This window comes from Nocardiopsis sp. NPDC057823 (assembly GCF_042797335.1).
Lineage (GTDB): Bacteria > Actinomycetota > Actinomycetes > Streptosporangiales > Streptosporangiaceae > Nocardiopsis > Nocardiopsis changdeensis.
In genome coordinates this window covers 374,272-397,270 of sequence record NZ_JBHVLR010000004.1, presented here as the reverse complement: position 1 = coordinate 397,270, position 22,999 = coordinate 374,272, and the positions used below count along the sequence as shown (strand labels likewise).

Annotated in this window: 22 protein-coding genes; 12 read left to right on the top strand and 10 right to left on the bottom strand. The window is 74.1% G+C overall.

The window, feature by feature from the left end; translation table 11 throughout:
- Positions 1-67 precede the first annotated feature (67 nt).
- Positions 68-658, bottom strand: a complete 591-nt coding sequence (locus ACFVNO_RS10445) for a DUF1707 domain-containing protein (protein ID WP_378891402.1) — start codon at positions 656-658, stop codon at positions 68-70.
- Between the two features lie 166 nt (positions 659-824).
- Here ACFVNO_RS10445 and ACFVNO_RS10440 point away from each other — a divergent pair, with 166 nt between their 5' ends.
- A complete protein-coding gene (locus tag ACFVNO_RS10440) occupies positions 825-2,033 on the top strand; it encodes a hypothetical protein (RefSeq protein ID WP_378891336.1) in 1,209 nt (402 codons plus the stop codon).
- Positions 2,034-2,052: 19 nt separating this feature from the next.
- On the opposite strand, the gene ACFVNO_RS10435 is transcribed toward ACFVNO_RS10440, so the two are convergent.
- On the bottom strand, positions 2,053-2,487 hold the full coding sequence (locus ACFVNO_RS10435; protein ID WP_220563226.1) for an RNHCP domain-containing protein: 435 nt from the start codon (positions 2,485-2,487) through the stop codon (positions 2,053-2,055).
- Between the two features lies 1 nt (position 2,488).
- Entirely contained in the window at positions 2,489-2,854 is a 366-nt protein-coding gene (locus ACFVNO_RS10430) for an RNHCP domain-containing protein (protein WP_220563225.1), read from the bottom strand.
- 628 nt (positions 2,855-3,482) lie between these two features.
- Here ACFVNO_RS10430 and ACFVNO_RS10425 point away from each other — a divergent pair.
- Together ACFVNO_RS10425 and ACFVNO_RS10420 are read left to right on the top strand one after the other, a co-directional pair.
- Positions 3,483-4,448 carry an ABC transporter ATP-binding protein gene (locus ACFVNO_RS10425; RefSeq protein ID WP_355258592.1) on the top strand — a complete coding sequence of 322 codons (966 nt, stop codon included), beginning with the start codon at positions 3,483-3,485 and terminating at the stop codon, positions 4,446-4,448.
- Entirely contained in the window at positions 4,445-5,287 is an 843-nt protein-coding gene (locus tag ACFVNO_RS10420; RefSeq protein WP_378891331.1) for an ABC transporter permease, read from the top strand. Before ACFVNO_RS10425 ends, ACFVNO_RS10420 begins: the two co-directional genes overlap by 4 nt.
- A 59-nt stretch (positions 5,288-5,346) precedes the next feature.
- Here the strand turns inward: ACFVNO_RS10420 and ACFVNO_RS10415 are convergent, their stop codons facing one another.
- Entirely contained in the window at positions 5,347-6,834 is a 1,488-nt protein-coding gene (locus tag ACFVNO_RS10415) for a hypothetical protein (RefSeq protein WP_378891328.1), read from the bottom strand.
- 390 nt (positions 6,835-7,224) lie between these two features.
- Positions 7,225-8,241, bottom strand: coding sequence for a class II fructose-bisphosphatase (gene glpX / locus ACFVNO_RS10410; protein WP_220563221.1), 1,017 nt, complete (start codon positions 8,239-8,241; stop codon positions 7,225-7,227).
- Between the two features lie 150 nt (positions 8,242-8,391).
- Here glpX and ACFVNO_RS10405 point away from each other — a divergent pair, with 150 nt between their 5' ends.
- Positions 8,392-9,009 carry a TetR/AcrR family transcriptional regulator gene (locus tag ACFVNO_RS10405; protein ID WP_378891399.1) on the top strand — a complete coding sequence of 206 codons (618 nt, stop codon included), beginning with the start codon at positions 8,392-8,394 and terminating at the stop codon, positions 9,007-9,009.
- 106 nt (positions 9,010-9,115) lie between these two features.
- Entirely contained in the window at positions 9,116-9,688 is a 573-nt protein-coding gene (locus tag ACFVNO_RS10400; protein ID WP_220563220.1) for a DUF4245 domain-containing protein, read from the top strand.
- Between the two features lie 72 nt (positions 9,689-9,760).
- Here the strand turns inward: ACFVNO_RS10400 and ACFVNO_RS10395 are convergent, their stop codons facing one another.
- Complete coding sequence (locus tag ACFVNO_RS10395) at positions 9,761-10,732, bottom strand: 4-hydroxy-3-methylbut-2-enyl diphosphate reductase (RefSeq protein ID WP_355258582.1); 972 nt, start codon at positions 10,730-10,732, stop codon at positions 9,761-9,763.
- Positions 10,733-11,044: 312 nt separating this feature from the next.
- Here ACFVNO_RS10395 and ACFVNO_RS10390 point away from each other — a divergent pair, with 312 nt between their 5' ends.
- The 4 genes from ACFVNO_RS10390 to ACFVNO_RS10375 all read left to right on the top strand — a co-directional run bounded on the left by ACFVNO_RS10390 (position 11,045) and on the right by ACFVNO_RS10375 (position 14,042).
- A complete protein-coding gene (locus ACFVNO_RS10390) occupies positions 11,045-11,743 on the top strand; it encodes a hypothetical protein (RefSeq protein WP_378891322.1) in 699 nt (232 codons plus the stop codon).
- Between the two features lie 168 nt (positions 11,744-11,911).
- Positions 11,912-12,430 (top strand): DUF3060 domain-containing protein, encoded by a 519-nt coding sequence (locus tag ACFVNO_RS10385; RefSeq protein WP_220563217.1) that lies wholly within the window; start codon positions 11,912-11,914, stop codon positions 12,428-12,430.
- Positions 12,431-12,513: 83 nt separating this feature from the next.
- Complete coding sequence (gene xseA / locus ACFVNO_RS10380; RefSeq protein WP_355258575.1) at positions 12,514-13,773, top strand: exodeoxyribonuclease VII large subunit; 1,260 nt, start codon at positions 12,514-12,516, stop codon at positions 13,771-13,773.
- A 2-nt stretch (positions 13,774-13,775) separates the two neighbouring features.
- Positions 13,776-14,042 (top strand): exodeoxyribonuclease VII small subunit, encoded by a 267-nt coding sequence (locus tag ACFVNO_RS10375; protein ID WP_355258572.1) that lies wholly within the window; start codon positions 13,776-13,778, stop codon positions 14,040-14,042.
- A gap of 75 nt (positions 14,043-14,117) precedes the next feature.
- On the opposite strand, the gene ACFVNO_RS10370 is transcribed toward ACFVNO_RS10375, so the two are convergent.
- The 3 genes from ACFVNO_RS10370 to ACFVNO_RS10360 form a co-directional block, all read right to left on the bottom strand.
- Entirely contained in the window at positions 14,118-14,696 is a 579-nt protein-coding gene (locus ACFVNO_RS10370) for a DUF6542 domain-containing protein (RefSeq protein WP_355258770.1), read from the bottom strand.
- A 281-nt stretch (positions 14,697-14,977) separates the two neighbouring features.
- The gene (locus tag ACFVNO_RS10365; RefSeq protein WP_378891317.1) at positions 14,978-16,234 is read right to left on the bottom strand and encodes a DNA recombination protein RmuC; all 1,257 of its coding nucleotides are present in this window, start codon (positions 16,232-16,234) and stop codon (positions 14,978-14,980) included.
- A 14-nt stretch (positions 16,235-16,248) separates the two neighbouring features.
- Positions 16,249-16,893: a TetR family transcriptional regulator gene (locus tag ACFVNO_RS10360; RefSeq protein WP_355258566.1), complete on the bottom strand. Its 645-nt coding sequence runs from the start codon at positions 16,891-16,893 to the stop codon at positions 16,249-16,251.
- Positions 16,894-17,027: 134 nt separating this feature from the next.
- Between ACFVNO_RS10360 and ACFVNO_RS10355 the strand changes: the two genes are divergently transcribed.
- Positions 17,028-19,541: a beta-glucosidase gene (locus tag ACFVNO_RS10355; RefSeq protein ID WP_378891314.1), complete on the top strand. Its 2,514-nt coding sequence runs from the start codon at positions 17,028-17,030 to the stop codon at positions 19,539-19,541.
- Positions 19,542-19,748: 207 nt separating this feature from the next.
- On the opposite strand, the gene ACFVNO_RS10350 is transcribed toward ACFVNO_RS10355, so the two are convergent.
- Positions 19,749-20,759: a LacI family DNA-binding transcriptional regulator gene (locus tag ACFVNO_RS10350; protein ID WP_220563211.1), complete on the bottom strand. Its 1,011-nt coding sequence runs from the start codon at positions 20,757-20,759 to the stop codon at positions 19,749-19,751.
- Between the two features lie 143 nt (positions 20,760-20,902).
- Here ACFVNO_RS10350 and ACFVNO_RS10345 point away from each other — a divergent pair, with 143 nt between their 5' ends.
- Both ACFVNO_RS10345 and ACFVNO_RS10340 read left to right on the top strand, forming a co-directional pair.
- Positions 20,903-22,186, top strand: a complete 1,284-nt coding sequence (locus ACFVNO_RS10345; protein WP_378891309.1) for an MFS transporter — start codon at positions 20,903-20,905, stop codon at positions 22,184-22,186.
- Between the two features lie 26 nt (positions 22,187-22,212).
- On the top strand, positions 22,213-22,908 hold the full coding sequence (locus ACFVNO_RS10340; protein WP_378891306.1) for an alpha/beta fold hydrolase: 696 nt from the start codon (positions 22,213-22,215) through the stop codon (positions 22,906-22,908).
- Positions 22,909-22,999 lie beyond the last annotated feature (91 nt).

Here is a 22,999-nt window from a genome sequence, read left to right as displayed (position 1 = left end):
CGGGGGCACACCGCCACCTCACCCCGCCAAGGCGGTGTTACGCGCATCATGTTGACATCGGGGCAGGTCAGGACCCGATGCCGGGACGCCGTTCGCGCCGCCGCAACCGGGTGAGGAAGGGCCGCCGGGGCGCCCTGATCCGGACGGTGCCCAGCAGGCAGAACCCGTTGATCTCCAGGACCGGGGGATCGGACAGGTCCGACCTCCGCGCCGTGGTGCTCCGCAGCCCCAGCACGGAGCGGCCGTTGACGCGCACCTCCACCCCGTCGGGCACCAGGATCTCCACCCGGCCCAGCACCGCGGTGACGGTCATCCGGTGGTGGCCGCGCAGCAGCAGCGCCTCGCGCATGTCCACCTCGACCCGGCCCGCCACGGCCAGGGCCAGGTCGCCGGGGTAGGCGACCCACCGCCCCTTGCGGACGGCCGTGCCGAACACCCCGAAGGCGGGCTGGTGATCCAGGCGGATGGGCTGCTCCTGCGCGGGCAGCAGGTCGGCGGTGAGCGGCGGCAGCTCGCCCAGGGTCCTGGCCTCCTGGGCCCTGTCCGAGCGCTCCTGGAACTCGTCGAGGTCCAGGCGCCCGTCCGCGGCGGCCTCGCGCAGTACCTTCAGCACCCGTTCGCGGTCGCTGTGGGAGGCCCGCAGCCGTTCAGGGGGGATCCGCTCGCTCACACCGCCAACCCTAGACGACCGGGGTCCCCGGCGCCGGTACGGGTTCGCGCGCTGTTCCCCACACCGACGCCCGGCCGCCCGCGCCCGGTTCACCGGGCACTCCTAGCATCCGGTCCGTTGCTGCGAGTACGGACGCGGAGGACGGAGACCCCCCATGCGCGCGACCGGAACGTGGAAGACCCCGACCCACCGGGCGGTGGCCCTGGGAGCGGCACTGGCGGCACTGGCCGCCACCGCCCCGGCCGCCGCCGAACCCGCTCCCGCGGGACCCCCGGCCGACACCGCCACCGCCGCCGCGGCCGCCGCCGCGGAACTCCCGGCTTCGGTGGACGGCGGAGCCTGGGACTCCGGGCACGTCCAGGGCATCGGCCTGGACCCCGAACGCGGGCACATGTACTTCTCCTTCACCGACACCCTCGTCAAGACCGACCTGTCCGGCACGGTCGTCGGCACCGTCACCGGGCTCACCGGGCACCTGGGCGACCTCGACGTCGACGAACGCGACGGCCGGGTCTACGGCTCCCTGGAGTACAAGGCGGCGGAGGCGTTCTACATCGCCGTCTTCGACCCCGAGCGCATCACCCGGGTGGGCATGGACGCGGAGGACGACGGCGTGCTCACCACCGTCCACCTGGAGGAGGTCGCCGCCGACTACACCGCCGACATGGACGGCGACGGCGTCTTCGACGGCAACGTCGCCGACACCGCCGACCACCGGTACGGGTGCAGCGGCATCGACGGCGTCTCCTTCGGCCCCGAGTTCGGCCGCCCCGGCGGGCGGACGATGCTGACCGTCGCCTACGGCGTGTACTCCAACGCCGACCGCGGGGACAACGACCACCAGGTGCTGCTCCAGTACGACGTGTCCCGCTGGCGCGGCCTGGACCGCCCCCTGGACCAGGACGACCCGCACACCAGCGGCCCCCGCCGCCCCGAGGGCAAGTACTTCGTGTACACCGGCAACACCACCTACGGGGTGCAGAACCTGGAGTACGACGCGGCCACCGGCGACTGGTACATGGCGGTCTACAACGGGGTGAAGCCGGACTTCCCCAACCATTCGCTGTACGTCGTCGACGGGTCCCGCCGCCCCGTGCACGGCCCGATCCGGGGCCAGGCCCGGGACGAGCGGGGGTGGCTGCTGCACCTGAGCCGGGGAGGCGAGGTCCACGAGCCCTCCGGGGTGTCCGGCTGGCCGGTGAGCGGGGGGCCGTACGGACTGGCCTCCCTCGGCGACGGCCGCTTCTACGTGGTCGAACGCGGCCGCCGGGAGGAGGGCGGGACCACCCTGGAGACGGGCGTCGCCCGACTGCACCGGTGGACCGGCGCGGTCCCGGACCCGTTCGAGCCCCTGCGGGGCTGACCGGGTCCGGGACCCGCGCTCACAGCCGGACCAGGGCGTCGCGGGCCACGGAAGCGAACCCCGACGGCGCCCCGGCCAGCGGGCGGACCGCCAGCCGCACCAGGGCGCGGGCGTTGTCGTCGCCCGCGATCCGGTTGACGCTCAGCTCACCGCAGCGGGCGCAGCGGTGGACCAGCATCCATTCGCCGTCGGCGCGGCTGGCCATGCTCACCGCGGACATCGGGCCGCGGCAGTCCGCGGCCCGGTCGCCCGGGACCCGCAGGTCCACGTGCAGGCTGGTCAGGCAGTGCGGGCAGTGGTTGCGGTGGGAGGTGCCCGGAGCGGTCGCGGGCACCTCCAGCCGGCAGCCCGCGCAGCGGAACGACCCGGCCCGGCCCGCCTCGCCGTGGGCGTGCAGGACGGTCTTGGGCCGCTGGGGCCGCCGTTCGCGGCGGTCCCGGTTGCGTCGTGCCACGTCACACCTCCCCGAACAGGTCGAGCGGGAAGGGCGGGTCGGCCAGCGGCCGGACCGCGATGCGCATGAGCACGAGGTGGTTGTCGTCGGCGGCGACGGCCGCCTCGGCCAGCTCGTCGCACCGGGTGCACCGGTGGATGAGGACCCAGGCGCCGCTGCGCGGCACGGCGATGGAGATGGGCACCATCCGCCCGCCGCAGTCGGAGGCCCCGCCGTCGACGCGGTCGACGGTGTGCCGGGAGCTCAGACAGCTGGGGCAGTGGTCGCGCCCGCGCCCGTCGGGATCGAGGGCGGAGACGGTGAGGCCGCAGCGCACGCAGGTGAAGGTGGCGGTGCGCAGGGTGGGGCTCGGTTCGGTGGTGGACACCGGAGGAACTCCTCGCTGGAGGTGGAACGGGTCAGCGGGAGCAGGCCGAGCGCTACTCGGTGGTCGGGTCAGCGGCTCCGGTCGGAGCGGGCGTTCCGGTTCTGGTGAGGCGCGCTCGGCGCGTTCCGGGTCATCAAGACACTCTCCCCTTCACCGGGGAGGGTCCCTCGGTGTCCGTCGTTGCAAGGTCGCCGTCGATGGTAGGCCGCGGTCCGGGGCGGGGCAACGGATTTTCCGGGTGAGGCGGGACACCCGCCGGGCGGGCCGGGGCCCCGGGCCTCCGGGCCGTCCGGACGGCGGGAAAGGCCGCGGTCCGTATGTCTCCGTGAAAGGCGGGGATTTTCCCGGGAAAAGCGGACGTCCGTTTTTCTCCGGGTGTTCCGGGCAATGGTCGGATCCCTTTTCGGCCGACCGCTCGACCGCCCGCCGACCGGCCCGCCGTGGCCGGGAAGGGGGAGGTGGAACGGTGTTCCGGCGCTGCCGGAATTCTCCGTGAAGGGGTGCGGACCGGTGTCCCGGGGCGCTGCCGCGCCGCCCGCGGGCAGGGCCTCCCTTTTCGGGCACCGTGCCCCCGGCGGCGCGTAAAATCCGTGGATTTCCGTCACACCCACGACCTACCGTGGGCCCCATGACCTCTTCCGAACCCGGTCTCCACACCCCGGACCGCGCGGCGGCGTCGGCCGCCGCGGACGTCCCCGCCCTGCACCTGCGCGGAGTCGTCAAGCGTTTCGGATCCTTCACCGCGGTCGACGGCCTCGACCTGGAGGTTCCCCAGGGCGTCGTGCTCGGCCTGCTGGGCCCCAACGGCGCCGGCAAGTCGACGACCATGAAGATGCTCACCGCCCAGTCCATGGCCGACGAGGGCGAGATCCGCATCCTCGGCCACGAGATCCCCGCCGAGTCCAAGTGGGCCCGCGCCCGAATGGGCGTCGTGCCCCAGCACGACAACCTCGACGAGGAGCTCACCGTCGAGCAGAACCTCCGGATGTTCTCGTTCCTGTACCGGGTGCCCCGCGCCCGCCGGCGCGAGGCCATCGCCCGGGCCATGCGCATCGCCCAGCTCTCCGACCGCGGCGACACCGTGGTGGAGGACCTGTCCGGGGGCATGCGGCGCCGGCTCCTCATCGTCCGCGCCCTGCTGCACCGACCCGAGCTGGTCCTCATGGACGAGCCCACCGTGGGCCTGGACCCCCAGGTCCGCCAGGACCTGTGGGGCGTCATCGACGCGCTGCGCCAGGAGGGCGCCACGGTGCTCATGTCCACCCACTACATCGAGGAGGCCGAGCGGCTCTCCGACGAGGTGGCCCTGATGGCCGCCGGACGCATCATCGAACGCGGTACGCCCACCGACCTGGTCGCCAAGTACGCGGGCACCACCGTGGAGGAGTACCTCCCCGACGGGGAGGGCATCGACGCCCTGGAGGGACGCATCAGAAACCACGGATTCACCACCCGGCGCACCGGTACCACCGTTTCGGTCCTGCGTGCCGAGGAGCTCCCGCAGTCGCTCCGGGACCTGCTCCCCGTGCCGCTGCGCCGCGCGAGCAACCTGGAGGACGTGTTCGTCACCCTGACCGGGGAGAACGTGGAATGAGCACCGACCAAGCCGACGCCCGGCGGCTGCGCGACCGGGAGGACGCCCGCCCCGACGAGCACGCCCGGCCCGGCCGGTTCGAGGCCGACGCCGTCCTGGGCGTCGTCGCCCGCGAGTGGATCCTCTACGGGCGGTCCTGGCGGGCCACCACCTTCGCCGCCGTCGTCGAGCCCACCCTGTACCTGCTCTGCTTCGGGTTCGGCATGGGCGCGCTCATCGGGACCCTGGCGGGCTTCAGCTACATCGACTTCCTGGGCACCGGCATCGTCGCGGTGTCGGTGATGTTCCAGTCGATGATGCCCGCCGTCATCAACACCTTCATCAAGCGCCGCTTCCTGCACACCTACGAGGGCATCCTCGCCGCCCCCGTCGACGTGCGCGAGCTCGTCACCGGCGAGGCCCTGTGGCTGGCGATGCGCTCGGGCGTCTACGGGTGCGTGCCGCTGCTGGTCGCCATGGGGTTCGGGCTGCGGCCCGGGTGGGGCGGCCTGCTGGTGCCGTTCATCGCGTTCTTCGCCGGGTTCGCCTTCGCCCTGTTCGGGATCTGGATCTCGGCGGTGATCAACTCGGTGCGGTCCATGGACTACGTGTTCAGCGGCCTGTTCACACCGCTGTTCCTGGTGGCGGGCACGTTCTTCCCGCTCACCGAGCTGCCGGACTGGGTCCAGGGGCTGGCGGTGGCCAACCCGCTCTACCACGCGGTGGAGCTCATCCGCGGCTCGGTCTTCGGCGGCCTGTCCGCCGGGGCGGCGCTGCTGCACGTCGGGGTGCTGCTGGCGTTCATCGTGCTCATGTGGTTCCTCGCCGGGTCGCAGATGCGCCGCCGCGTGGTCACCTGACCGGGAGAGCGCGAAGGGGGGAGCGGCCCGCGGCCGCTCCCCCCTGTGCGTGGTCCCGGTCAGCCCGCGCTGGGGGCCCAGCGCAGTTCGACGCTGCTGCGCTGCCCCTCGTCGGTGACGCTCAGCGCCAGGCCGAGCGCGCCCCACTCCTCGGGGGCCTGCACGTCCTCCGGGGTCAGGACCTGGCGCATGTCGAAGTACCCGGCCACGATCGCCTCGTCCATCTCCTGCATGGTCTGCTGGAAGACGGGGTCGTCGGACAGGCGGCCGGTGCCGCTGCTGCCCTGGGAGACCACCACGGCGTCGCCGTCGGAGGAGACGCCCGGGGGAGTGGAGTACGGGTCGGCGACCATGGCCTCGACGAAGTCGCCGATGACGGCCTCGTCACCGCCCACCGCCCGGTACTGGAACGAGAACTGCTCGCCGCCGTAGCCGCCGAAGAAGTCGTCCAGGCTGATCCCGGTGACGCCGAACGCGGTCGAGGAGCCCAGCAGGTCGCTGATGCCCTCCGGCATGGAGACGCCCATGCCGTTGAACTCGCGCTCGAACTCCTGCTGCTGGCCGGAGCTGCTGAAGAGCGGGATCTCGTCGTTGTTGTAGGCGTCGATCAGCGCCTGGTCCAGCCCGCTGGCGCCCAGGGCCATCACCGTGTCGTCCGGCAGCGAGCCCAGCGCCGCCACGCTCTCGCCCGGGGTCTCCGCCAGCCATGACAGGTCGGCCTCGTTGACCTCGAACGCGAAGGCGTCCATCCGCGCCTCCAGGTACTCGCCGTCCACGCGCACCGAAGCGGTCGCCCGGCCGGAGAAGTCGGCCGGCTCCGCGGCCAGGTCGGCGGAGAACTCGTTGGCGAACGACTCGATCTCCATCGCCGCGCCCAGGTCGGCCCAGGCCAGGGCCAGGCTGCCGTCGGGGACGCCCGCGATGTCGTCGGAGAAGACGTCGGCGTCGGCCAGCGACCCGTGCTCCTGTACCTGCGCCTCCAGGTCGGACAGGGCGGCCTGGGAGTGGGTGAAGACGACGTAGTCGCCGTCCACCGAGTAGAAGATGTCCTCCTCGGCGGCGGCGATGTCGGCGAAGTCCTCCTCCGCCATGCGCGGGTCCTCCACGGCCAGGGCGATGGCGAGGGCGACCCCCGCCCCCTCCTCCAGCTCGGCCTCGCCGGAGGCCGGCCACACCGAGAAGCCCGCGCGCTGGCCGATCCACTCCTCGACCCGGTCCTGGCTCGGGGCGCTGTCGGGGAACGCGTCCACGAACGTCTCGGCGAAGAACTCGGTCATGTCCCCGTCGGGGCTCCCGGTCTCCTCGACGACCTCGGCGGGGAGGCGGTCGACGAACTCCAGCAGCTCGATCGCCTGCGACCCGTCGATCGCCAGGTCGACCTTGCCGAAGGCGATGGAGCTGCCGGGCAGCACCTCCTCCGGCTGCGGGCCGCCGAAGGAGACCAGGGACACCGTGGCCCACACGGTCCCGGCCATCACCACGACGGCGGTGCCGGCCGCGGCCGGGATGAGCCAGCGGTTGCGCTTGCGCGGGGCCCCGGGCGGCACCGGTCCGCCGGGGAAGCCGGGTCCGCCCGGACCACCGGGACCACCGGGACCGCCGGGGAAGCCGGGTCCGCCCGGGCCGGCGTACTGCTGTCCGGACACGCCGGGGGGCACGGCGCCGGGCGCCGGAGGCTGCCCGGGGACGGGGCCCCCGGGCTGGTTCGGCGGCTGCCACTGGGGCTGCCGGGGGGGATCGGGGTAGGACATCGGACCTCCGACGGATTTCTCACAGGCGCGGTGTCCGCGCTGCCAACGAACTTTCAGATGCCGCCTCCCCCCGCCGCGGTTCTCACAGGGAGGGGGGAACTCCCGCGCGACATGTGACACGGGTGGCCGGTGCGACGGGGTTCCGGGGCCCGTCCTCCGACCACCCGCCGGGGGTGGGGGCGGCCGTCAGGCCTGCGGGGCGGAGGTCAGGTCCACGCCGCTGTAGGCCGACAGCTTGCTCAGCCGGTGCTCGCTGAGCACCTGGCGGACGGTGCCGCTGCGGCCGCGCATCACCAGCGAGTCGGTGATGACCCGCGAGGACTCGTAGCGCACGCCGCCGACCAGTTCGCCGTCGGTGATCCCGGTCGCCGCGAAGAACACGTCGTCGGAGGAGACCAGGTCGTCGGTGTACAGCACCCGGTCCAGGTCGTGCCCGGCGTCGACGGCCTTGGCCCGCTCGGCGTCGTCCTTGGGCCACAGGCGGCCCTGGATGACGCCCCCCAGGCACTTCATCGCGCAGGCCGTGATGATGCCCTCCGGGGTGCCGCCGATGCCCAGCAGCAGGTCGACGCCGGTGCCGGCGCGGGCCGCCATGATCGCGCCCGCCACGTCGCCGTCGCTGATGAACTTGATCCGGGCGCCCGCGTCGCGGACCTCCTTGACGATCTGCTCGTGGCGCGGGCGGTTGAGGATGACGACCGTCACGTCCTGCGGCGACTTGCCCTTGGCCCGCGCCACCGCGCGGATGTTGTCGGCCACGGGCGCGGCGATGTCCACCACGTCGGCGGCCTCGGGGCCGGTGGCCAGCTTCTCCATGTAGAACACGGCGGACGGGTCGAACATCGAACCGCGCGGGCTCAGCGCGATGACGGCGATCGCGTTGGGCATGCCCATCGCGGTCAGGGTGGTGCCGTCGATCGGGTCGACCGCCACGTCCCAGTCGTGTCCGCCGCCGTCGCCGACGCGCTCGCCGTTGTACAGCATCGGGGCGTTGTCCTTCTCGCCCTCGCCGATCACGACGGTGCCGTTCATCGACACGGTGCTGATCATGTGCCGCATGCCGCGCACGGCCGCGCCGTCGGCTCCGTTCTTGTCGCCCTTGCCGACCCAGCGGGCGGCCGCCAGCGCCGCGGTCTCGGTCACACGGACCAGTTCGAGGGCGAGGTTGCGGTCGGGCGCGGTGGGACCGCCGGCCTGTGACATGGGAAGGTGCCTTCCGTCGGGGACAGGGTGGGATTCACGTCTTAGGGTAGTCACCCGGCATGATCGGCCGCCTCGGCGGGCACGCTCCCGTGTCCGGTCGGAAGCGTAAGGTCTACGCTGGCGTGATCCGGACGGGAGTGAGGCATGACAGTGGAAAAGACGGACCGGCCGACCCGGGTCTCCCCGCGCGGCGCGGCGACGCGTACCGCGCTGCTCAAGGCCGCCGCCCAGGTCTTCCGCACGGTGGGCTTCGCCAAGGCCGGGGTCAGCGAGGTCGTGGCCGTCGCCGGTGCCAGCGTGGGCAGCCTCTACCACCACTTCACCGGCAAGGCCGACCTCTACCTCGCCCTGTACGAGGAGTTCCAGCAGCGGCAGCAGGAGCGCACCCACCAGGCGGTGGTGGACGCGCGGGCCCGCGGCGAGAGCGACCCCACCCGGCTGATGAACATCGCCGCCCGCGCCTACCTGCTCGGCTGCATCGAGGAGAGGGAGACCACACGCCTGTTCTTCAGCGGTGACGGCCCGCCCGGTTTCGAGTACCAACTGCGGGCCCGGCTCACCCAGTGGACCGACCGCAACGTCGCCCTGTACCGCAAGGCCGACGAGCCGGTGGACGAGGCGCTGCTGATCGTGGTGAGCGGCGCGATGCTGCTGGCCGTCGCCGAGGTGGTCAACCGCGACGACGCCGACTCCCTGCGCCTGGCCGACGACATCACCCGGCTGCTCGACCAGCTCCAGCCGCTGCGCCGCGACGACGACCGGCCGTGAGGCCCCGCCCGGCGCGCCGGACCCGCCCGACCCGCCCCGCGGGGCCGGGTCGGTAACCGCACCCCGGGTCGGAGCGGGCCGCGACCTGCGGCAAGCTGGAACCGTCATGAGTGAGTACAGCCGGTCCAGCGCGACCTTCAAGAACTACGCCATCTCCCTGGGCGTCATCATCGCCATCGTCCTGGCGCTGGCGTTCGTGGTCTCCACGCGATCGGGGGAGAACATCCCGTCCGTGGACTACCGGCCCGAGGCCGAGGTGCTGCGCGGGAGCGCCGACTACCCGGTGACGATGCCCGCGGACGACCTCGCCGAGCAGGGGTGGACGCCCACCAGCTCGACCCTGGAGACCGCCGGACCGGTCGAGTGGAGTGTGGGGTTCGCCACCGCCGCCGACAGCCACGTGATGTTCACCCAGAGCGACGGCGACCCCGACGCGGTGGTGGCGGACCGCTCCAGGGGGGCGGAGGAGACCGGCACGGTCGCGGTCGGCGGCCGGGAGTGGGAGCACTACGAGTCCGAGGACTGGTCGGCCCTGGTCCTGCGCGAGGACGGGTACACGCTGGTGGTGGCCGGCCCGGCCGACCTGGACGAGCTGGCGCACTTCGCGGGCGGGCTGGAGACGGACGCCGAGGGGGGCGACGGGGCAGGGGCCGCGGAGGAGCCGGCCGGGGACTCCTGAGGGGGACGCCCGACGACGTACGGAAGGGGGCCCGGACCGCATGGTCCGGGCCCCCTTCGCCGTTGGGTCCCGCTACTCGGCGCGCAGGTCGCGGCGCAGCTCCTTGGGCAGCGAGAAGGTCAGGGTCTCGTCCGCGGTGGTCACCAGGGACACGTCGCCGTAGCCGTACCCGGCCAGGCGGTCCAGCAGCTCCCGGACCAGGATGTCGGGCACCGAGGCGCCGCTGGTGACGCCCACGGTGGTGACGCCCTCCAGCCACTCCTCCTTCAGGAGGGAGGCGTTGTCGATGAGGTGGGAGGCGTCGGCCCCGGCGGCCAGGGCGACCTCCACCAGCCGCACCGAGTTCGAGGAGTTGTCCGAGCCGACCACGATCACCAGCTCGCACTCGGGCGCCATCGTCTTGACGGCGACCTGGCGGTTGGTGGTGGCGTAGCAGATGTCGTCGCTGGGCGGGTCGAGCAGGTTCGGGAACTTGCGGCGCAGGGCGTCGACGGTCTCGTTGGTCTCGTCCACCGACAGGGTGGTCTGCGAGAGCCAGGACACGTTGTCGGGGTTGCGCACCTGGAGCCGGTCGACCTCGGCCGGGCTCTCCACGATCTGGATGTGGTCGGGCGCCTCGCCGCTGGTGCCCTCGACCTCCTCGTGGCCGATGTGCCCGATGAGGACGATGTCCCGGTCCTCGGCCGCGAAGCGCTTGGCCTCCTTGTGGACCTTGGTGACCAGCGGGCAGGTGGCGTCGATCGTCTTGAGGCCGCGGTCGGCGGCCTCGACGTGGACGGCCGGGGAGACGCCGTGCGCGGAGAACACGACGATCGCGCCCTCGGGCACCTCGTCGGTCTCCTCGACGAAGATCGCGCCGCGCTCCTCCAGGGTCCGCACCACGTGCGTGTTGTGCACGATCTGCTTGCGGACGTAGATCGGGGCGCCGTACTGCTCCAGGGCCTTCTCGACGGTGATGACCGCGCGGTCCACACCGGCGCAGTAACCCCGGGGGTTGGCGAGCAGCACGCGGCGTTGCTTGGTGGCGGTGGTCGTCGCTGTCATGCAATACATCCTAGGTGGGGTACGCGGGTGCGCCGCGCGGGCGTGGGGGAGCGCACGTCCGGACAGGGCGGAGGACCCGGGCGGCCGCGGTGGGCCGTGTCCCGGCGTCAATGGTGACGGTATCGCAACAGGAGGCCTCCGGTTCCGCTTCGAAGTGGCGAAATCGTTCACTTATCCCCTGCTCATGGTGTTCTCCCCTCCTCTATCCTGGTTCACCATCGCATTGTGTTATAGGCGGTTCGCCCTCACCCGGTCCGGCCGGATCACGGGGTGCGATTCGCCCCGCCGAGAGCAATCAGGAGCCCCCGCCCCATGTCGAACCCGACGTTCGCCACGAAAGTCGCGACCCTGTTCAAGGGCCTTTTCGGGCGCAAGGACACGGCCGCCGCGCCCGAGTCCGCCGCTCCCCGCGCCGAGGAGGCCGCCGCTGCGGAACCCGCCGAGGCCGCCGCCGCTCCGGTGAAGGCCGAGGAGAAGGCGCCGGCCGCCGAGGCGGCGCAGGAGGCCGGCGAGGCGGAGGAGGCGGCCCCGGCCGCTCCCGCGGCCGAGCCCGCCGCCGCGGAGCCCGTCGAGGAGAAGCCCGTCGCCGCCGAGCCGGCCGAGGCCGCCGCGCCGGTCGAGCCTGCCGTTGAGAAGCCGGCCGCCGAGGCCGCCGAGCCCGTGGCGGAGAAGCCCGCGGAGGAGGCCGGTCCGGCCGTCCCCGCCACCGCCGACCTGCCCGACGGCGGCGAGTCCGTCGCCGAGGAGCTCGCGGTGGCCGAGGCCAAGACCGAGGTCGCCGACTCCGAGGTCCTGGAGAAGGTCCGCCGCGAGAACGCGCCCGCCGTCGAGGACCTGGCCGTCCCCACCTACGACGAGCTCACCCTGCCCTCCGTCCGCGCCCGCCTGCGCAAGCTCACCGTGGAGCAGGTCCGCGACCTGCGCGCCTACGAGGTCGCGCACCAGGGCCGCGCCGAGTTCATCAAGATGTACGACAACCGCATCGCCAAGCTGGAGGACGCCGAGGCCTGATCCCGGCCCCCGCGCGCCGTGCCCGAACGGGGGAACCGGGCGCGGTCCGGGGACCGGCGGGGCCGCCGGGGACGGCGGCCCCGCCGCCGCACCGGGAACCCGGACGGCGCCCGGAGCGTCACATCCGGTGAGAGACATCTCCGTTCCCGGCTCGAAAGGCCCACCGCCATGACCGCTTCCGCCCTCCGCACCCCGGCCCGCCTGGCCGCCGTGCTCGCCACGGCCGCGGCCTTCGGGCTCACCGGCTGCTCCTTCTCCCTCCCCGGCGGACAGGACGTCTCCGTCGACCCCGACGGTGTGAGCGTCCGCGACGGCGAGAGCGAGGTCTCCGTCGACGGCGAGGGCGGGGTCAGCGTCGACAACGGCGAGGGCGAGGTCTCCGTCGACGGCGAGGGCGGCGTGGGCGTCGGCGGCGACGAGGTCCTCAACGTCACCGGGGGCGACCTCACCGAGGACTGCGAGGGCCGCGCCGTCAACATCGCCTCCGAGGACGCCGTGGTCGTCCTCAACGGCTCCTGCACCACCGTCACCGTCGCGGGCAGCAACCTGACGGTGCACATCGGCTCCGCCGACTCCATCCACGTCATCGGCGCGGACAACACCGTCCACTACGCCTCCGGCGAGCCCGAGGTCACCGACCTGGGCGGCAACAACTCCGTCTCCTCCGGCGGCGACGCCACCCCGTAGGGCCCGCCCGCCCCGGGCCCGGAACCCGCCGGGCGCCCGGGGCTCGGGGGAACGGTCGCACCCCTGGCCTAGGCTCGGGTGTCATGGGCATGGAGAGTTCCCCCGAGGCGCCGCAGCCGGTCCGCGTGGTCCTCAACGCCGTCGGCGGCTGGATCGGCCGGCTGGGCCGCATCTGGGTCGAGGGCCAGATCGCCGAGCTGAACCGGCGCGGCCGCATGGCCTACATCACCCTGCGCGACCCGGTCGCCAACGTCTCGGTGCGGGTGGTCTGCCAGACGTCCGTCCTGGACGCCCAGCAGCCCCCGCCGGAGGCGGGCGCCCGGGTCGTGGTGCACGCCAAGCCCGACTTCTACGAGGTGCGCGGCACGTTCTCGCTGCGCGCTCTGGAGATCCGCCACGTCGGCCTGGGCGAGCTGCTGGCCCGCCTGGAGCAGCTGCGCCGCACGCTCCAGGCCGAGGGGCTGTTCGCCCCCGAGCGCAAGCGCCCGCTGCCGTTCCTGCCGGGCACCGTCGGCCTGATCTGCGGGCGCGACTCCGCGGCCGAGCGCGACGTCCTGGAGAACAGCCGGCGCCGCTGGCCCGCCGTGCGCTTCGAGGTGCGCCAGGTCGCCGTCCAGGGCGACCGCGCGGTCCGCGAGGTGGTCGACGCCCTCAAGGACCTCGACTCCCGCCCCGAGGTGGACGTCATCGTGATCGCCCGGGGCGGCGGCTCCCTGGAGGACCTGCTGCCGTTCTCCGACGAGGCCATGGTCCGCGCGGTCGCCGCCGCCCGGACCCCGGTGGTCAGCGCCATCGGCCACGAGCAGGACGCCCCGCTGCTGGACCACGTCGCCGACCTGCGCGCCTCCACCCCCACCGACGCGGCCAAGAAGACCGTCCCGGACGTGGGGGAGCAGCTGGAGATCATCCGCCAGCTGCGCGACCGCGGCCGCCGGGTGCTGGCCGGGGCCCTGGAGCGGGAGAGCGCCTGGCTGGCCTCGATGCGCTCCCGGCCGGCGCTGGCCGACCCGGTCCGGGAGATCGACCGCCTCACCGAACAGGTCCTGGACCTGCGCGAGCGCTCCCGGCGCAACCTCGCGGTGTCCCTGGACCGCGCCGCCGAGAACCTGGGCCACACCCGGGCCCGCCTGCACGCCCTGTCCCCGGCCACCACCCTGGCCCGCGGGTACGCGATCGTGCAGCGCGCCGACGGCACGGTGGTCCGCTCGGCGGCCGAACCCGACCTGGGCGAGACCCTGCGGGTTCGCTTCGCCGAGGACGGCCTGGCCGTCACCGTGGACGCCGTCGAGACCGACCCGGAGACGGGCGACGAGACCGCAGACAGCACCGGAGGAGAAGAGTAGACATGGCGAAGAAGGACGCGGGCCGCGAGGCCGGGGCCGACGAGCCCGAGCTGAGCTACGAGGAGAGCCGCGAGGAGCTCAACACCGTGGTGCGGCGGCTGGAGTCGGGAGGGCTGAGCCTCAAGGAGTCCCTGGCCCTGTGGGAGCGGGGCGAGGAGCTGGCCCGCATCTGCGAGCGCTGGCTGGAGGGCGCCCGCGCCACGATGGCGGCGGCCATGGACGAGCGCGGGAAGGACGACGCGCCCCAGGACGCGGACACGCCCTTCTGAGGGCGCCGTCCGGCGGCGGACCGCCGGGGCCGCCGGGGCGGGGGCGAGGGGATCCGGGGCCGGTGCGGCCCCGGCTCACTTGCGGCCGTTGAGTTCGTCGCCTAGGTCGCGCAGGTTGCCGGGCAGCCCCCGGAACACCCCGATGACCAGCACCAGCGCCGTGCCCAGGAACAGCCAGGGGGCGACCTGGGCCAGGCGCGAGGCCAGGGCGAGGAGGAGCACCCGGGCGAAGCCCTCGTTGCCCAGGGCGAGCACGCTCTCCGTGGCGACCACCGCCACGAAGAACGCGATCGGCGGGCTGACCGACAGTGAGAGCAGGTCGCCCGGCCGCACCAGCGACACCGTCAGCAGGCAGGCGAGGGTGAAGGCGACGCCCGGGGCCGCGGGCAGCGCGGCCACGTGCGCGATCACCGTGCCGGCGACGCTGAACAGGGCGATGACGAGGACGCCGCCGCGGCCGGTGAGCCGTGCGGCGCCCGTGGCGGGGCGGGTGCGTGGAGCGGTCGGCCGCGGCCCGGACGCGCCGCCGGGGGGACCGGCGGGGTGGACGGGCGCGGGCTTCCTCGTCTTCGGCGCGTTGCGGGAACGGCCCTCGGGCCGCACGAAGTACGGTGCCCGCCCGGGTTCCGGGCCGTCCGTCTTGCGCGGGGGCATGGCCGTGCGCCTCCCAAGTGTGTTACTCACAGTGTTTAGTGTGTCACTTCTCGTGAGCGTTCGGTGTCTTTTCCGGGGAACGTGTCGTCATTTCGTCCACTTGCCCCTTCCGCACCGAACACGCCTTCCTCCCGTTGGACACCGGGATGCGGTGCCGCGGTTCACCATGTTCGCGGATGAAGTGTCCGCATTCGTCCCGCGGGTCGCCGGGGGTGCCCTGACCTGGTTTTCTTTCGGTCGGGGGAGGCCATTCCGGCCCGCCCGGGCGGGGATCTTTCTTTTTAGGTCGCGCTGTTGTGGCCGTTATTTGTCAGCCGAATGGCGGCGTCCTCGACCAGTTCCGGTGCCGCGACCGTCCGGGGCGGCTCCTCCACCCCGCGCGGGCGCTCCAGGTCGCCGTCCACCAGGCCCAGCTCCCCGAACCGGCGTGCGGTCACCAGCACCCGGTTCTCCAGCGACCCCACCGTCTGGTTGTAGGCCGACACCGTCCGGGACAGCGCCCGGCCCAGCCCCTCCACGTGCCCGCCGAGGGTGGACAGCCGCGCGTGCAGCTGCTTGCCCAGCTCGAACACCTCCCGGGCGTTGCGGCTCAGGGCCTCCTGCTGCCAGGCGTACTGGGCGGTGCGCAGCAGTGAGATCAGCGTCGTGGGCGTCGCGATGTGCACCCGCCTGCCCATGGCGTACTCCAGCAGCGCCGGGTCGTGCTCCAGCGCCGGGGCCAGGAACGCCTCGCCCGGGATGAACAGCACCACGAACTCCGGCGCCGGGCTCAGCGCCGACCAGTACGCCTTGCCCGCCAGCTGGTCCACGTGCGTGCGCAGGTGCCGGGAGTGCGCGCGGAGCCGCTCGCGGACCTGCGCCTCGCCCTCGGCCGCCACCGCGTCCAGGTACGCCGACAGCGGCACCTTGGAGTCCACGACGATGTTCTTGCCCCCGGCCAGGCGCACCACCATGTCCGGGCGGCGCGCACCGTCCCGGACCGCCACCTGCTCCTCGAAGTCGCAGTACGCGCTCATGCCGGCCAGCTCGGCCACCCGGCGCAGCTGCACCTCGCCCCACCGGCCCCGCGCCTCGGGGCGGCGCAGCGCGGTCACCAGCGCCTGCGTCTGGTCGCGCAGCCGCTCGGAGCCCTCGCGCACGAACTCCACCTGCTTGGCCAGCTCCGCGTGCGCGGCCGCCCGGCCCGCGTCGGCCTCCCGCAGTTGGCGTTCGACCCGGTCCAGCATCTCGGTCAGCGGCTCCACCATGCGCTCGACGGCCCTGCGCCGTTCGTCCATGTCGTGCCCCGCCTGCGCGCCGACCGCGCGCAGCCGCCCCTCGGCCAGCTCCAGGAAGTTCCGGTTGGTCTGGTCCAGGGCCTGGGCGGACAGCGCCCGGAAGCGCTCGGCCAGCCGCTCCTCCATGAACTCGGCCCGGTCCCGGGCCGCCTCGGCCTCCGCCCGGGCCTGCGCGCTCTGCCCCCGGGCCCAGAGCAGGCCCAGCGCGACGCCCACCGCGATGCCGACGAGGAGTACCGCCATCAGTGAGAGGAGATCCATGGCGCCCTATGGTGTCAGTCCGTGTCCGGCCGGGTCCCCCCGCCACGCAGGACATCGGTGAGCAGAGCCAACAAGTCGGGCATGTCCGCCGCCTCCGGGTCGTAGGACCACTGGAGCTGGAGCCCGTCCATCGCCGCGATGAGCAGGGCCGCCGCCTGTTCGGGGGTGGCGCCCGAGGGCAGGCGGTCGCCGTGGGCGCCCCGCAGGACGGCGGCGATCCGGGCGCGCAGGACGGCGAAGCGCTCCGCGAAGTAGCCGTGCGCGGGGTGGTCCTCGGCCAGGCCCTCGGCGGACAGGAGGGTGTAGAGGCGCACGATCCCGGGGCGGGAGGCGTTGCGCTCGGCGACGTCGCGCAGGCGGTCGAGGTCGTCCAGGGAGCCGAAGTCGGCCTCGTCGATCTCGTCGCGGCGGCGCAGGACGGAGACCAGCAGGGCCTCCTTGGTGGGGAAGTGGTGCAGCAGCCCCTGCTGGCTGAGGCCGACCCGCTCGGCGACGGAGGCCAGGGAGCTGTTGTGGAACCCGTGCTCGGCGAACTCCTCCAGGGCCGCGGTGACGATCTGTTCGCGGCGGGCGGTGGCGGGCGGGCGGCCCCGGCCGCGGCGGGCGGGGGCCGGGGCGGGGTCGGCCGCGGGTCCGGGGGCGGGTGTCTGTTCGGTCATCGGGTCCCAGGCTAGTCCGTCGCGACTCGGGGGCGCTGGGGCTTCACAAGGCTGAGTTAAGCGTTTAACCTGAAGGTCATAATTTGCCGAGTGCTCGGTAGGTAAATTCCGTGCGCGACCCTCGGAGGTTCACCATGCACGCATCCGACGCCGACCGCGAACGCCGCGTCGAGGAGGCCCTGGCCGCCCTCGACCTGGAGGGCAGGGTCGCCCTCCTGTCCGGCGGCTCCATGTGGGCGGTCCCCGCGAACCCGGCCATCGGCCTGGGCCGCCTCGTCATGTCCGACGGCCCCGTCGGCGTGCGCGGCGAGCACTGGACGCCCAGCGACCCCTCGATCCAGCTGCCCAGCCCCACCGCCCTCGCGGCCACCTGGGACCCCGGCCTCGTCCGCACCGTCGGCCGGCTGCTCGCCCAGGAGGCCCGGCGCAAGGGCGTCCACGTCCTGCTCGCCCCCGCCGTGAACATGCACCGCTCCCCGCTGGGCGGCCGCCACTTCGAGACCTACTCCGAGGACCCCCTCCTCACCGGCGAGATCGGGGCCGCCTACGTCCAGGGCGTCCAGGAGGGCGGTGTGGCCACCACCGTCAAGCACTTCGTCGCCAACGACTCCGAGACCGACCGCTTCACCGTCGACGTGCGCGCCGACGAGCGCACCCTGCGCGAGATCTACCTCGCCCCCTTCGAGCGCATCGTCGCCAAGGCCCGCCCCTGGGGCGTCATGGCCTCCTACAACAAGGTCAACGGGACCACCCTGACCGAGCACGCCGAGCTCAACGCCGTACTGCGCGAGGAGTGGGGCTTCGACGGGTTCATCGTCTCCGACTGGACCGCCGCCCGCGACACCGTCGCCGCCGCCCTGGCCGGGATGGACGTGGCCATGCCCGGGCCCAACACCGTCTACGGGAGCCACCTCGTGGACGCCGTCCGCGACGGCCGCGTCCCCGAGGAGGCCGTCACCGGGATGGCCCGCCGGGTGCTGCGCCTGGCCGCCCGGGTGGGGCTGCTGGAGGGGGCCGAGCCCGTGGTGGCCCCGGCCGACCGGCCCGCCGCGCTGGACGGCCGCTCCGTGGCGCGGGAGGCCGCCGCGCGGTCCTTCGTGCTGCTGCGCAACGAGGGCTCCGCGCTACCGCTGGAGCCCCAGCGGATCCGCCGGGTGGCGCTCATCGGCCTGCCCGCCTCCGAGGCCCGGACCAGCGGCGGCGGCAGCGCCAGCGTGTTCGCCGAGCGCACCGTCTCGCCGCTGGAGGGGCTGCGCGCCGCGCTGCCCGGGGACGTGGAGCTCGTGCACGCCGTGGGCACCGACCCGCGCACCGGGCCGCCCGCCGTGGCCGCGCCCCTGAGCGCCGCGTTCCTGGCCGCCGACGGCCGGGTCCTGGCCACCGAGCCGCTGCCCGACGGCACCGCCCGGTGGATCGGCGAGCTCCCGGCCGGGGTGTCCAACGCCGAGCTCGACCGGATCGAGCTGACCGGCGAGTTCACCCCGGACGTGGACGGCGACCACCTGATCGGGGTCTCCGGGGCGGGCCGGTACGTGCTGGCGGTCGGCGGGGAGACCGTGTTCGACGGGGAGCTGAAGGCGGAGGGGGACGACCCGGCCGCCGCCATGTTCGCGCCGCCGACCGCGGCGGTCCCGGTCGCGCTCACCGCGGGGCGGCCGGTCCGGCTCTCGGTGGTCAAGGCCCACGAGGACCTGGGGATGGGGGACTTCGCGTTCATCGGGTTCACCGTCACCCACCGGGCGCCGCTGGCCGACGACGCCACGCTGCTGGCCGAGGCGGTCGAGGCCGCGCGCGGCGCCGACGTCGCGGTGGTCGTGGTGGGGACCACCGACGAGGTGGAGTCGGAGGGCTTTGACCGGGACTTGCTGGCCCTGCCGGGGCGCCAGGACGAGCTGGTCGCCCGGATCGCCGAGGTGAACGACCGCACCGTCGTGGTGGTCTGCGCGGGCGCCCCGGTGGAGATGCCCTGGCGGGAGGACGTGGCGGCGGTGCTGCTCGCCTGGTTCGGCGGGCAGGAGGTCGGCGGGGCGCTGGCCGACGTGCTGCTGGGCGGGGCGGACCCGTCCGGGCGGCTGCCCACCACCTGGCCGGTCGCCCTGGCCGACGCCCCCGTCACGCGGGTCGTGCCGGAGGACGGGGCGCTGGAGTACTCCGAGGGCGTGTTCGTCGGCCACCGCGGCTGGGAGCGGTCGGGCGCCGAACCCGCCTACTGGTTCGGGCACGGGCTGTCCTACACCCGGTGGCGCTACGACGCCCTGGAGGTGTCCGTCGGCGCCGACGCGGCCGGTGGGGCCGGCGGCGCGGGTGGCGCCGGTGACGTCGACGGTGCCGTCGGTGAGGAGGCCGCGGTGGCCCGGGTGCGGGTGCGCCTGACCAACGCCGGCGAGCGGGCGGGCCGCGAGGTCGTCCAGCTCTACCTGGCCCCCCACGAGGCGGGCGACCGCCCGGCCCGCTGGCTGGCCGGGTTCGCGGCCGTGTCCGCCGAGCCGGGGGAGACGGTCGACGTGGAGATCGACGTCCCGCGTGATGCCATCCGGACCTGGGCGGAGGACGCCGGTGAGTGGGAGTACCCCGCGGGCGGCTACGACCTGCTGGTCGGCCGCTCCTACGCGGACGTGCGCCTGACCGCCCGCGCCGAACTCGGCTAGCCGCCGGGGGCGGACGGACCGGGAGGGCCGGGGCGGGGTGTCCACGCCCCGCCCCGGCCCGCTGCGTCGCGGTCCGGGGGGCGAGCCGCGGCCGGGGCGGCGTTCGTCCACAGGGGCGGGGGGTGTGGGTGGCGCGCGGGGGCGCCGCCGTGGTCCGCTATAGGCAAGGGGACCTCGTGCCCTCCCCTCCCCTCGGTGTGCCCGGGGTCAGGTCCGGCGGGGGACCGGGTGGGCGGTCCAGGGGGAGAGGTGCACCTCGGCCCCCTCGGTGATCGCCTCGGTGATGCGGCGGGCGATCTCCTCGGGGCTCTCGCTCCGCAGGCGGACGCTGGTGAGGGCCGGGCGGAGCATCTCGCAGAGCATGAGGTCGTCGGCGCCCACGAGGCCGACCTCCTCGGGGACCCGCACGCCGGCGTCGAGGAGGGCGCCCAGCAGCAGGCCGGAGAACTCGTCGTTGTAGCCGAAGACGCCGCGGGGCAGGCCCTCGGCGCGCCAGGCGGCGACGATCCCGGCCGCGGAGGCGGGGGAGTAGTCCATGTCGTGGACGCGCACGGCGGCGCCGGCCTCGGCGGCCGCCTCGCGGACGCCCGCGAGGCGGCCCTCGCCCATGGTGCGCAGCGGCGGGTCGGTGGGCAGCACGACGGCCAGGTCGCGGTAGCCGCGGCCGGTCAGGTGGCGGCCCGCGGCCAGGCCGACGGCGTGGTGGTCCATGACCAGGGTGGACAGGCCCGTCCCCTTGGCGCGCGCCGGGTCCGAGCCCAGGCCGATGACCCGGATGCCCGCCTTGGTGAGCAGCTCGACGCCCGCGGCGGTGAGCCGGTCGTCGCCCGCCAGGACGGCGGCCGGGCGCAGCGCCGCCCAGGCGCGGGCCGCCTTGACTCCGCGGTTCTTCTCGGCGCCGTACTGCATGAGCGTGTAGCCCAGGTCGCGCAGCGCGCGGGCGAGCGCGTACAGGAACTCCGACGCCAGCGGCCCGTGCGCCACGTCGAAGTGCACGTACAGGACCAGGTCGCGGGCGCCCGTGCGCAGCGACCGCGCGCTGGCGTGCGGCACGTACCCCAGGTCGTCGGCGGCGGCGCGGACCCGGGCCCGGGTCTCCTCGGGGATGCGCGCGCCCGCGGGGGCGTCGTTGAGCACGTACGACACGGTCGCGGTGGACACTCCCGCCCGGCGGGCGATGTCGGAGATGGTCGCGGGTCGGGGGCGGATCGAGGTCATGCGGCTAGTGTGCCCTGTCTTCTCAGGAGGGTGTGAAGTTCCGGTCACCGGACCGTTGACAATAGTTAAACGTGTAACTAGCTTAAACGAATAACCACACCTGAACAGGTGTTTCTCCTCACTCCGGCCAAGGATGATGCGACATGTCCGAATCCGTTTCCCCCCTCTCGGACCAGAGGCCGCCGGCCACCGGCCGCCGGAGCCTGCGGCGCCTGATCCCGGTGCTCGGCGTCGGCAACCTCGCCGTCTACGCCTTCTACCTGGGCATCGGCGCCGTCCTGCTGCCCCTCCAGGTGCAGGGCCTGACCCCCGGCGACGAGGAGGCCGCCGTCTCCAACCTCGGCCTGGTCTCGGGCGTCGCCGCGGTCTTCGGCACCGTCTTCAACCCCATCGGCGGCGCCCTGTCCGACCGCACGCGCTCGAGGTGGGGACGCCGCAACCCGTGGATCCTCGGCGGCGCCGTCGCCGGGCTGCTGCTGGTCCTCGTGCTCGGCTTCGCCGACTCGCTGCTGATGATCACCCTGGGCTGGTGCCTGGCCCAGGGGGCCATGAACCTCCACCAGGCCGCCGTCACCGCCGTGATCCCCGACCGCGTCCCCCACGAGCGCCGCGGCACGGCGGCCGCGGCCATGGGCATCGCCGTCGCCGCCGCCGGGGTGCTGGGCACCGGGGTCGCCACCCTGTTCACCGGTGCGCTGCCGTTCGGCTACATCGTCCTGGGCGGCCTCGTGGTCGCCGTCGCCGTCGTGCTCACCACCACGACCCACGACCCCCGCGGCGACGAGCTGCCCCCCGTCGCCGCCGGTGGGCGGGTCGGCCCGCTCGCCGCCCTGGGCCGCTTCCTGTCGGCCCTCTCCCACCGCGACTTCACCCTGGTGTTCGTCGGCCGGGCGCTGCTCTTCCTCGGCTACTTCCTGGTCCTGGGCTTCCAGCTCTACATCCTCGACTACTTCGTCGAGATGCCCGAGGGCCTGGCCCCCGCCGCCGGGGTCACCGTCCTGAGCCTCGTCACCGCCGCCGCCACCGTCGTCACCACCGCGGTCGGCGGCCCGCTCTCGGACCGCCTCGACCGGCGCCGCCTCTTCGCCCTGGTCTGCGGCGTGGTGTCGGCCGGGGCGATGCTCATCCCGTTCTTCCTGCCGACCTGGACCGGGATGCTGGTCTTCGCCGTCGTCAACGGCAGCGCCTTCGGCTGCTTCATGGCCGTCGACACCGCCCTGGCCACCCTGGTCCTGCCCAGCGGGGCCGACGCCGCCCGGGACATGGGCGTGCTGAACATCGCCGCCGCCGGGCCGCAGGTCATCGCCCCGTTCATCGCCTCGACGATCATCCTCCACCTCGGCGGATACGGCTCCCTGTTCCTGGTCGGCTCCGCCGTGGGCCTGCTCGGGGCGCTCGCCATCGTCTTCGTCCGCGGCGTCCGCTGACACCGCCCGCAACCGAAGGGAAACCCATGGAACTGGCCACCTACGACACCGGTACCGGTGACCGGACCGCTCTGCTCGTCCACGGAGCGATGTCCGACCACGGCACCTGGCACGCCGTCGAGGCGCACCTGACCGGCCTCGGCTACCGGGTGATCGGCGTGGACATGCGCGGCCACGGGGCCAGCGGCCGCGGCGGCTACAGCGTTCAGGCTCTGGGCGACGACCTGGTGGACTCCCTGCCGGTCGGCGCGGACCTCGCCATCGGCCACTCCATGGGCGGCCTGGCGCTGTCCCTGGCGGTGGAGCGGCTCGCACCCGCCCGCGCGGTGTACTCCGACCCCGCCTTCGGGTTCGCCCAGGTCACGCCGGAGGCCTCCGCGGCCATGCGGCGGATGGTCGCCGAGGCCACCGCCGAGTCCGTGCGCGCCATGAACCCGCGCTGGAGCGACGCCGACATCGCCGCCGAGCTCGCCGGCTTCGCCGCCTTCGACCCCGCCTTCTTCGACGTCGTCGCCGACGCCGCCGCGCACGACCCGATGCCCGCCGCGGCCGCGGTGCCCTCCCTGGTGCAGCTGGCCGACCCCAGCTTCACGGTGGACGCCGAGGGGGCCCGCCGCCTGGCCGAGCGGGGCTTCGAGGTCCGCACCGTCGCCGGGGCCGGGCACTGCATCCACCGCGACGACCTGCCCGGCTTCCTCGCCTCCCTCGACGGCTGGATCTGAGCCGCCCCCCCCGGGGGGGGCCGCCCCCCCGGGGGGCCCCGGGGGCCCCCGGGGGGGGGGGGGGGGGGCCCCCCCCCCCCCCGGGGGAGCC

What these genes read in the sequence shown, in the direction of transcription:
- ACFVNO_RS10350 (WP_220563211.1), bottom strand. Translation starts at nt 20,759, where the DNA reads ATGACCTCGATCCGCCCCCGACCCGCGACCATCTCCGACATCGCCCGC.
- ACFVNO_RS10420 (WP_378891331.1), top strand. Translation starts at nt 4,445, where the DNA reads ATGAGCACCGACCAAGCCGACGCCCGGCGGCTGCGCGACCGGGAGGAC.
- ACFVNO_RS10440 (WP_378891336.1), top strand. Translation starts at nt 825, where the DNA reads ATGCGCGCGACCGGAACGTGGAAGACCCCGACCCACCGGGCGGTGGCC.
- ACFVNO_RS10345 (WP_378891309.1), top strand. Translation starts at nt 20,903, where the DNA reads ATGTCCGAATCCGTTTCCCCCCTCTCGGACCAGAGGCCGCCGGCCACC.
- ACFVNO_RS10395 (WP_355258582.1), bottom strand. Translation starts at nt 10,732, where the DNA reads ATGACAGCGACGACCACCGCCACCAAGCAACGCCGCGTGCTGCTCGCC.
- ACFVNO_RS10390 (WP_378891322.1), top strand. Translation starts at nt 11,045, where the DNA reads ATGTCGAACCCGACGTTCGCCACGAAAGTCGCGACCCTGTTCAAGGGC.
- ACFVNO_RS10370 (WP_355258770.1), bottom strand. Translation starts at nt 14,696, where the DNA reads ATGCCCCCGCGCAAGACGGACGGCCCGGAACCCGGGCGGGCACCGTAC.
- ACFVNO_RS10365 (WP_378891317.1), bottom strand. Translation starts at nt 16,234, where the DNA reads ATGGATCTCCTCTCACTGATGGCGGTACTCCTCGTCGGCATCGCGGTG.
- xseA (WP_355258575.1), top strand. Translation starts at nt 12,514, where the DNA reads ATGGGCATGGAGAGTTCCCCCGAGGCGCCGCAGCCGGTCCGCGTGGTC.
- ACFVNO_RS10385 (WP_220563217.1), top strand. Translation starts at nt 11,912, where the DNA reads ATGACCGCTTCCGCCCTCCGCACCCCGGCCCGCCTGGCCGCCGTGCTC.
- glpX (WP_220563221.1), bottom strand. Translation starts at nt 8,241, where the DNA reads ATGTCACAGGCCGGCGGTCCCACCGCGCCCGACCGCAACCTCGCCCTC.
- ACFVNO_RS10355 (WP_378891314.1), top strand. Translation starts at nt 17,028, where the DNA reads ATGCACGCATCCGACGCCGACCGCGAACGCCGCGTCGAGGAGGCCCTG.
- ACFVNO_RS10360 (WP_355258566.1), bottom strand. Translation starts at nt 16,893, where the DNA reads ATGACCGAACAGACACCCGCCCCCGGACCCGCGGCCGACCCCGCCCCG.
- ACFVNO_RS10340 (WP_378891306.1), top strand. Translation starts at nt 22,213, where the DNA reads ATGGAACTGGCCACCTACGACACCGGTACCGGTGACCGGACCGCTCTG.
- ACFVNO_RS10400 (WP_220563220.1), top strand. Translation starts at nt 9,116, where the DNA reads ATGAGTGAGTACAGCCGGTCCAGCGCGACCTTCAAGAACTACGCCATC.
- ACFVNO_RS10375 (WP_355258572.1), top strand. Translation starts at nt 13,776, where the DNA reads ATGGCGAAGAAGGACGCGGGCCGCGAGGCCGGGGCCGACGAGCCCGAG.
- ACFVNO_RS10425 (WP_355258592.1), top strand. Translation starts at nt 3,483, where the DNA reads ATGACCTCTTCCGAACCCGGTCTCCACACCCCGGACCGCGCGGCGGCG.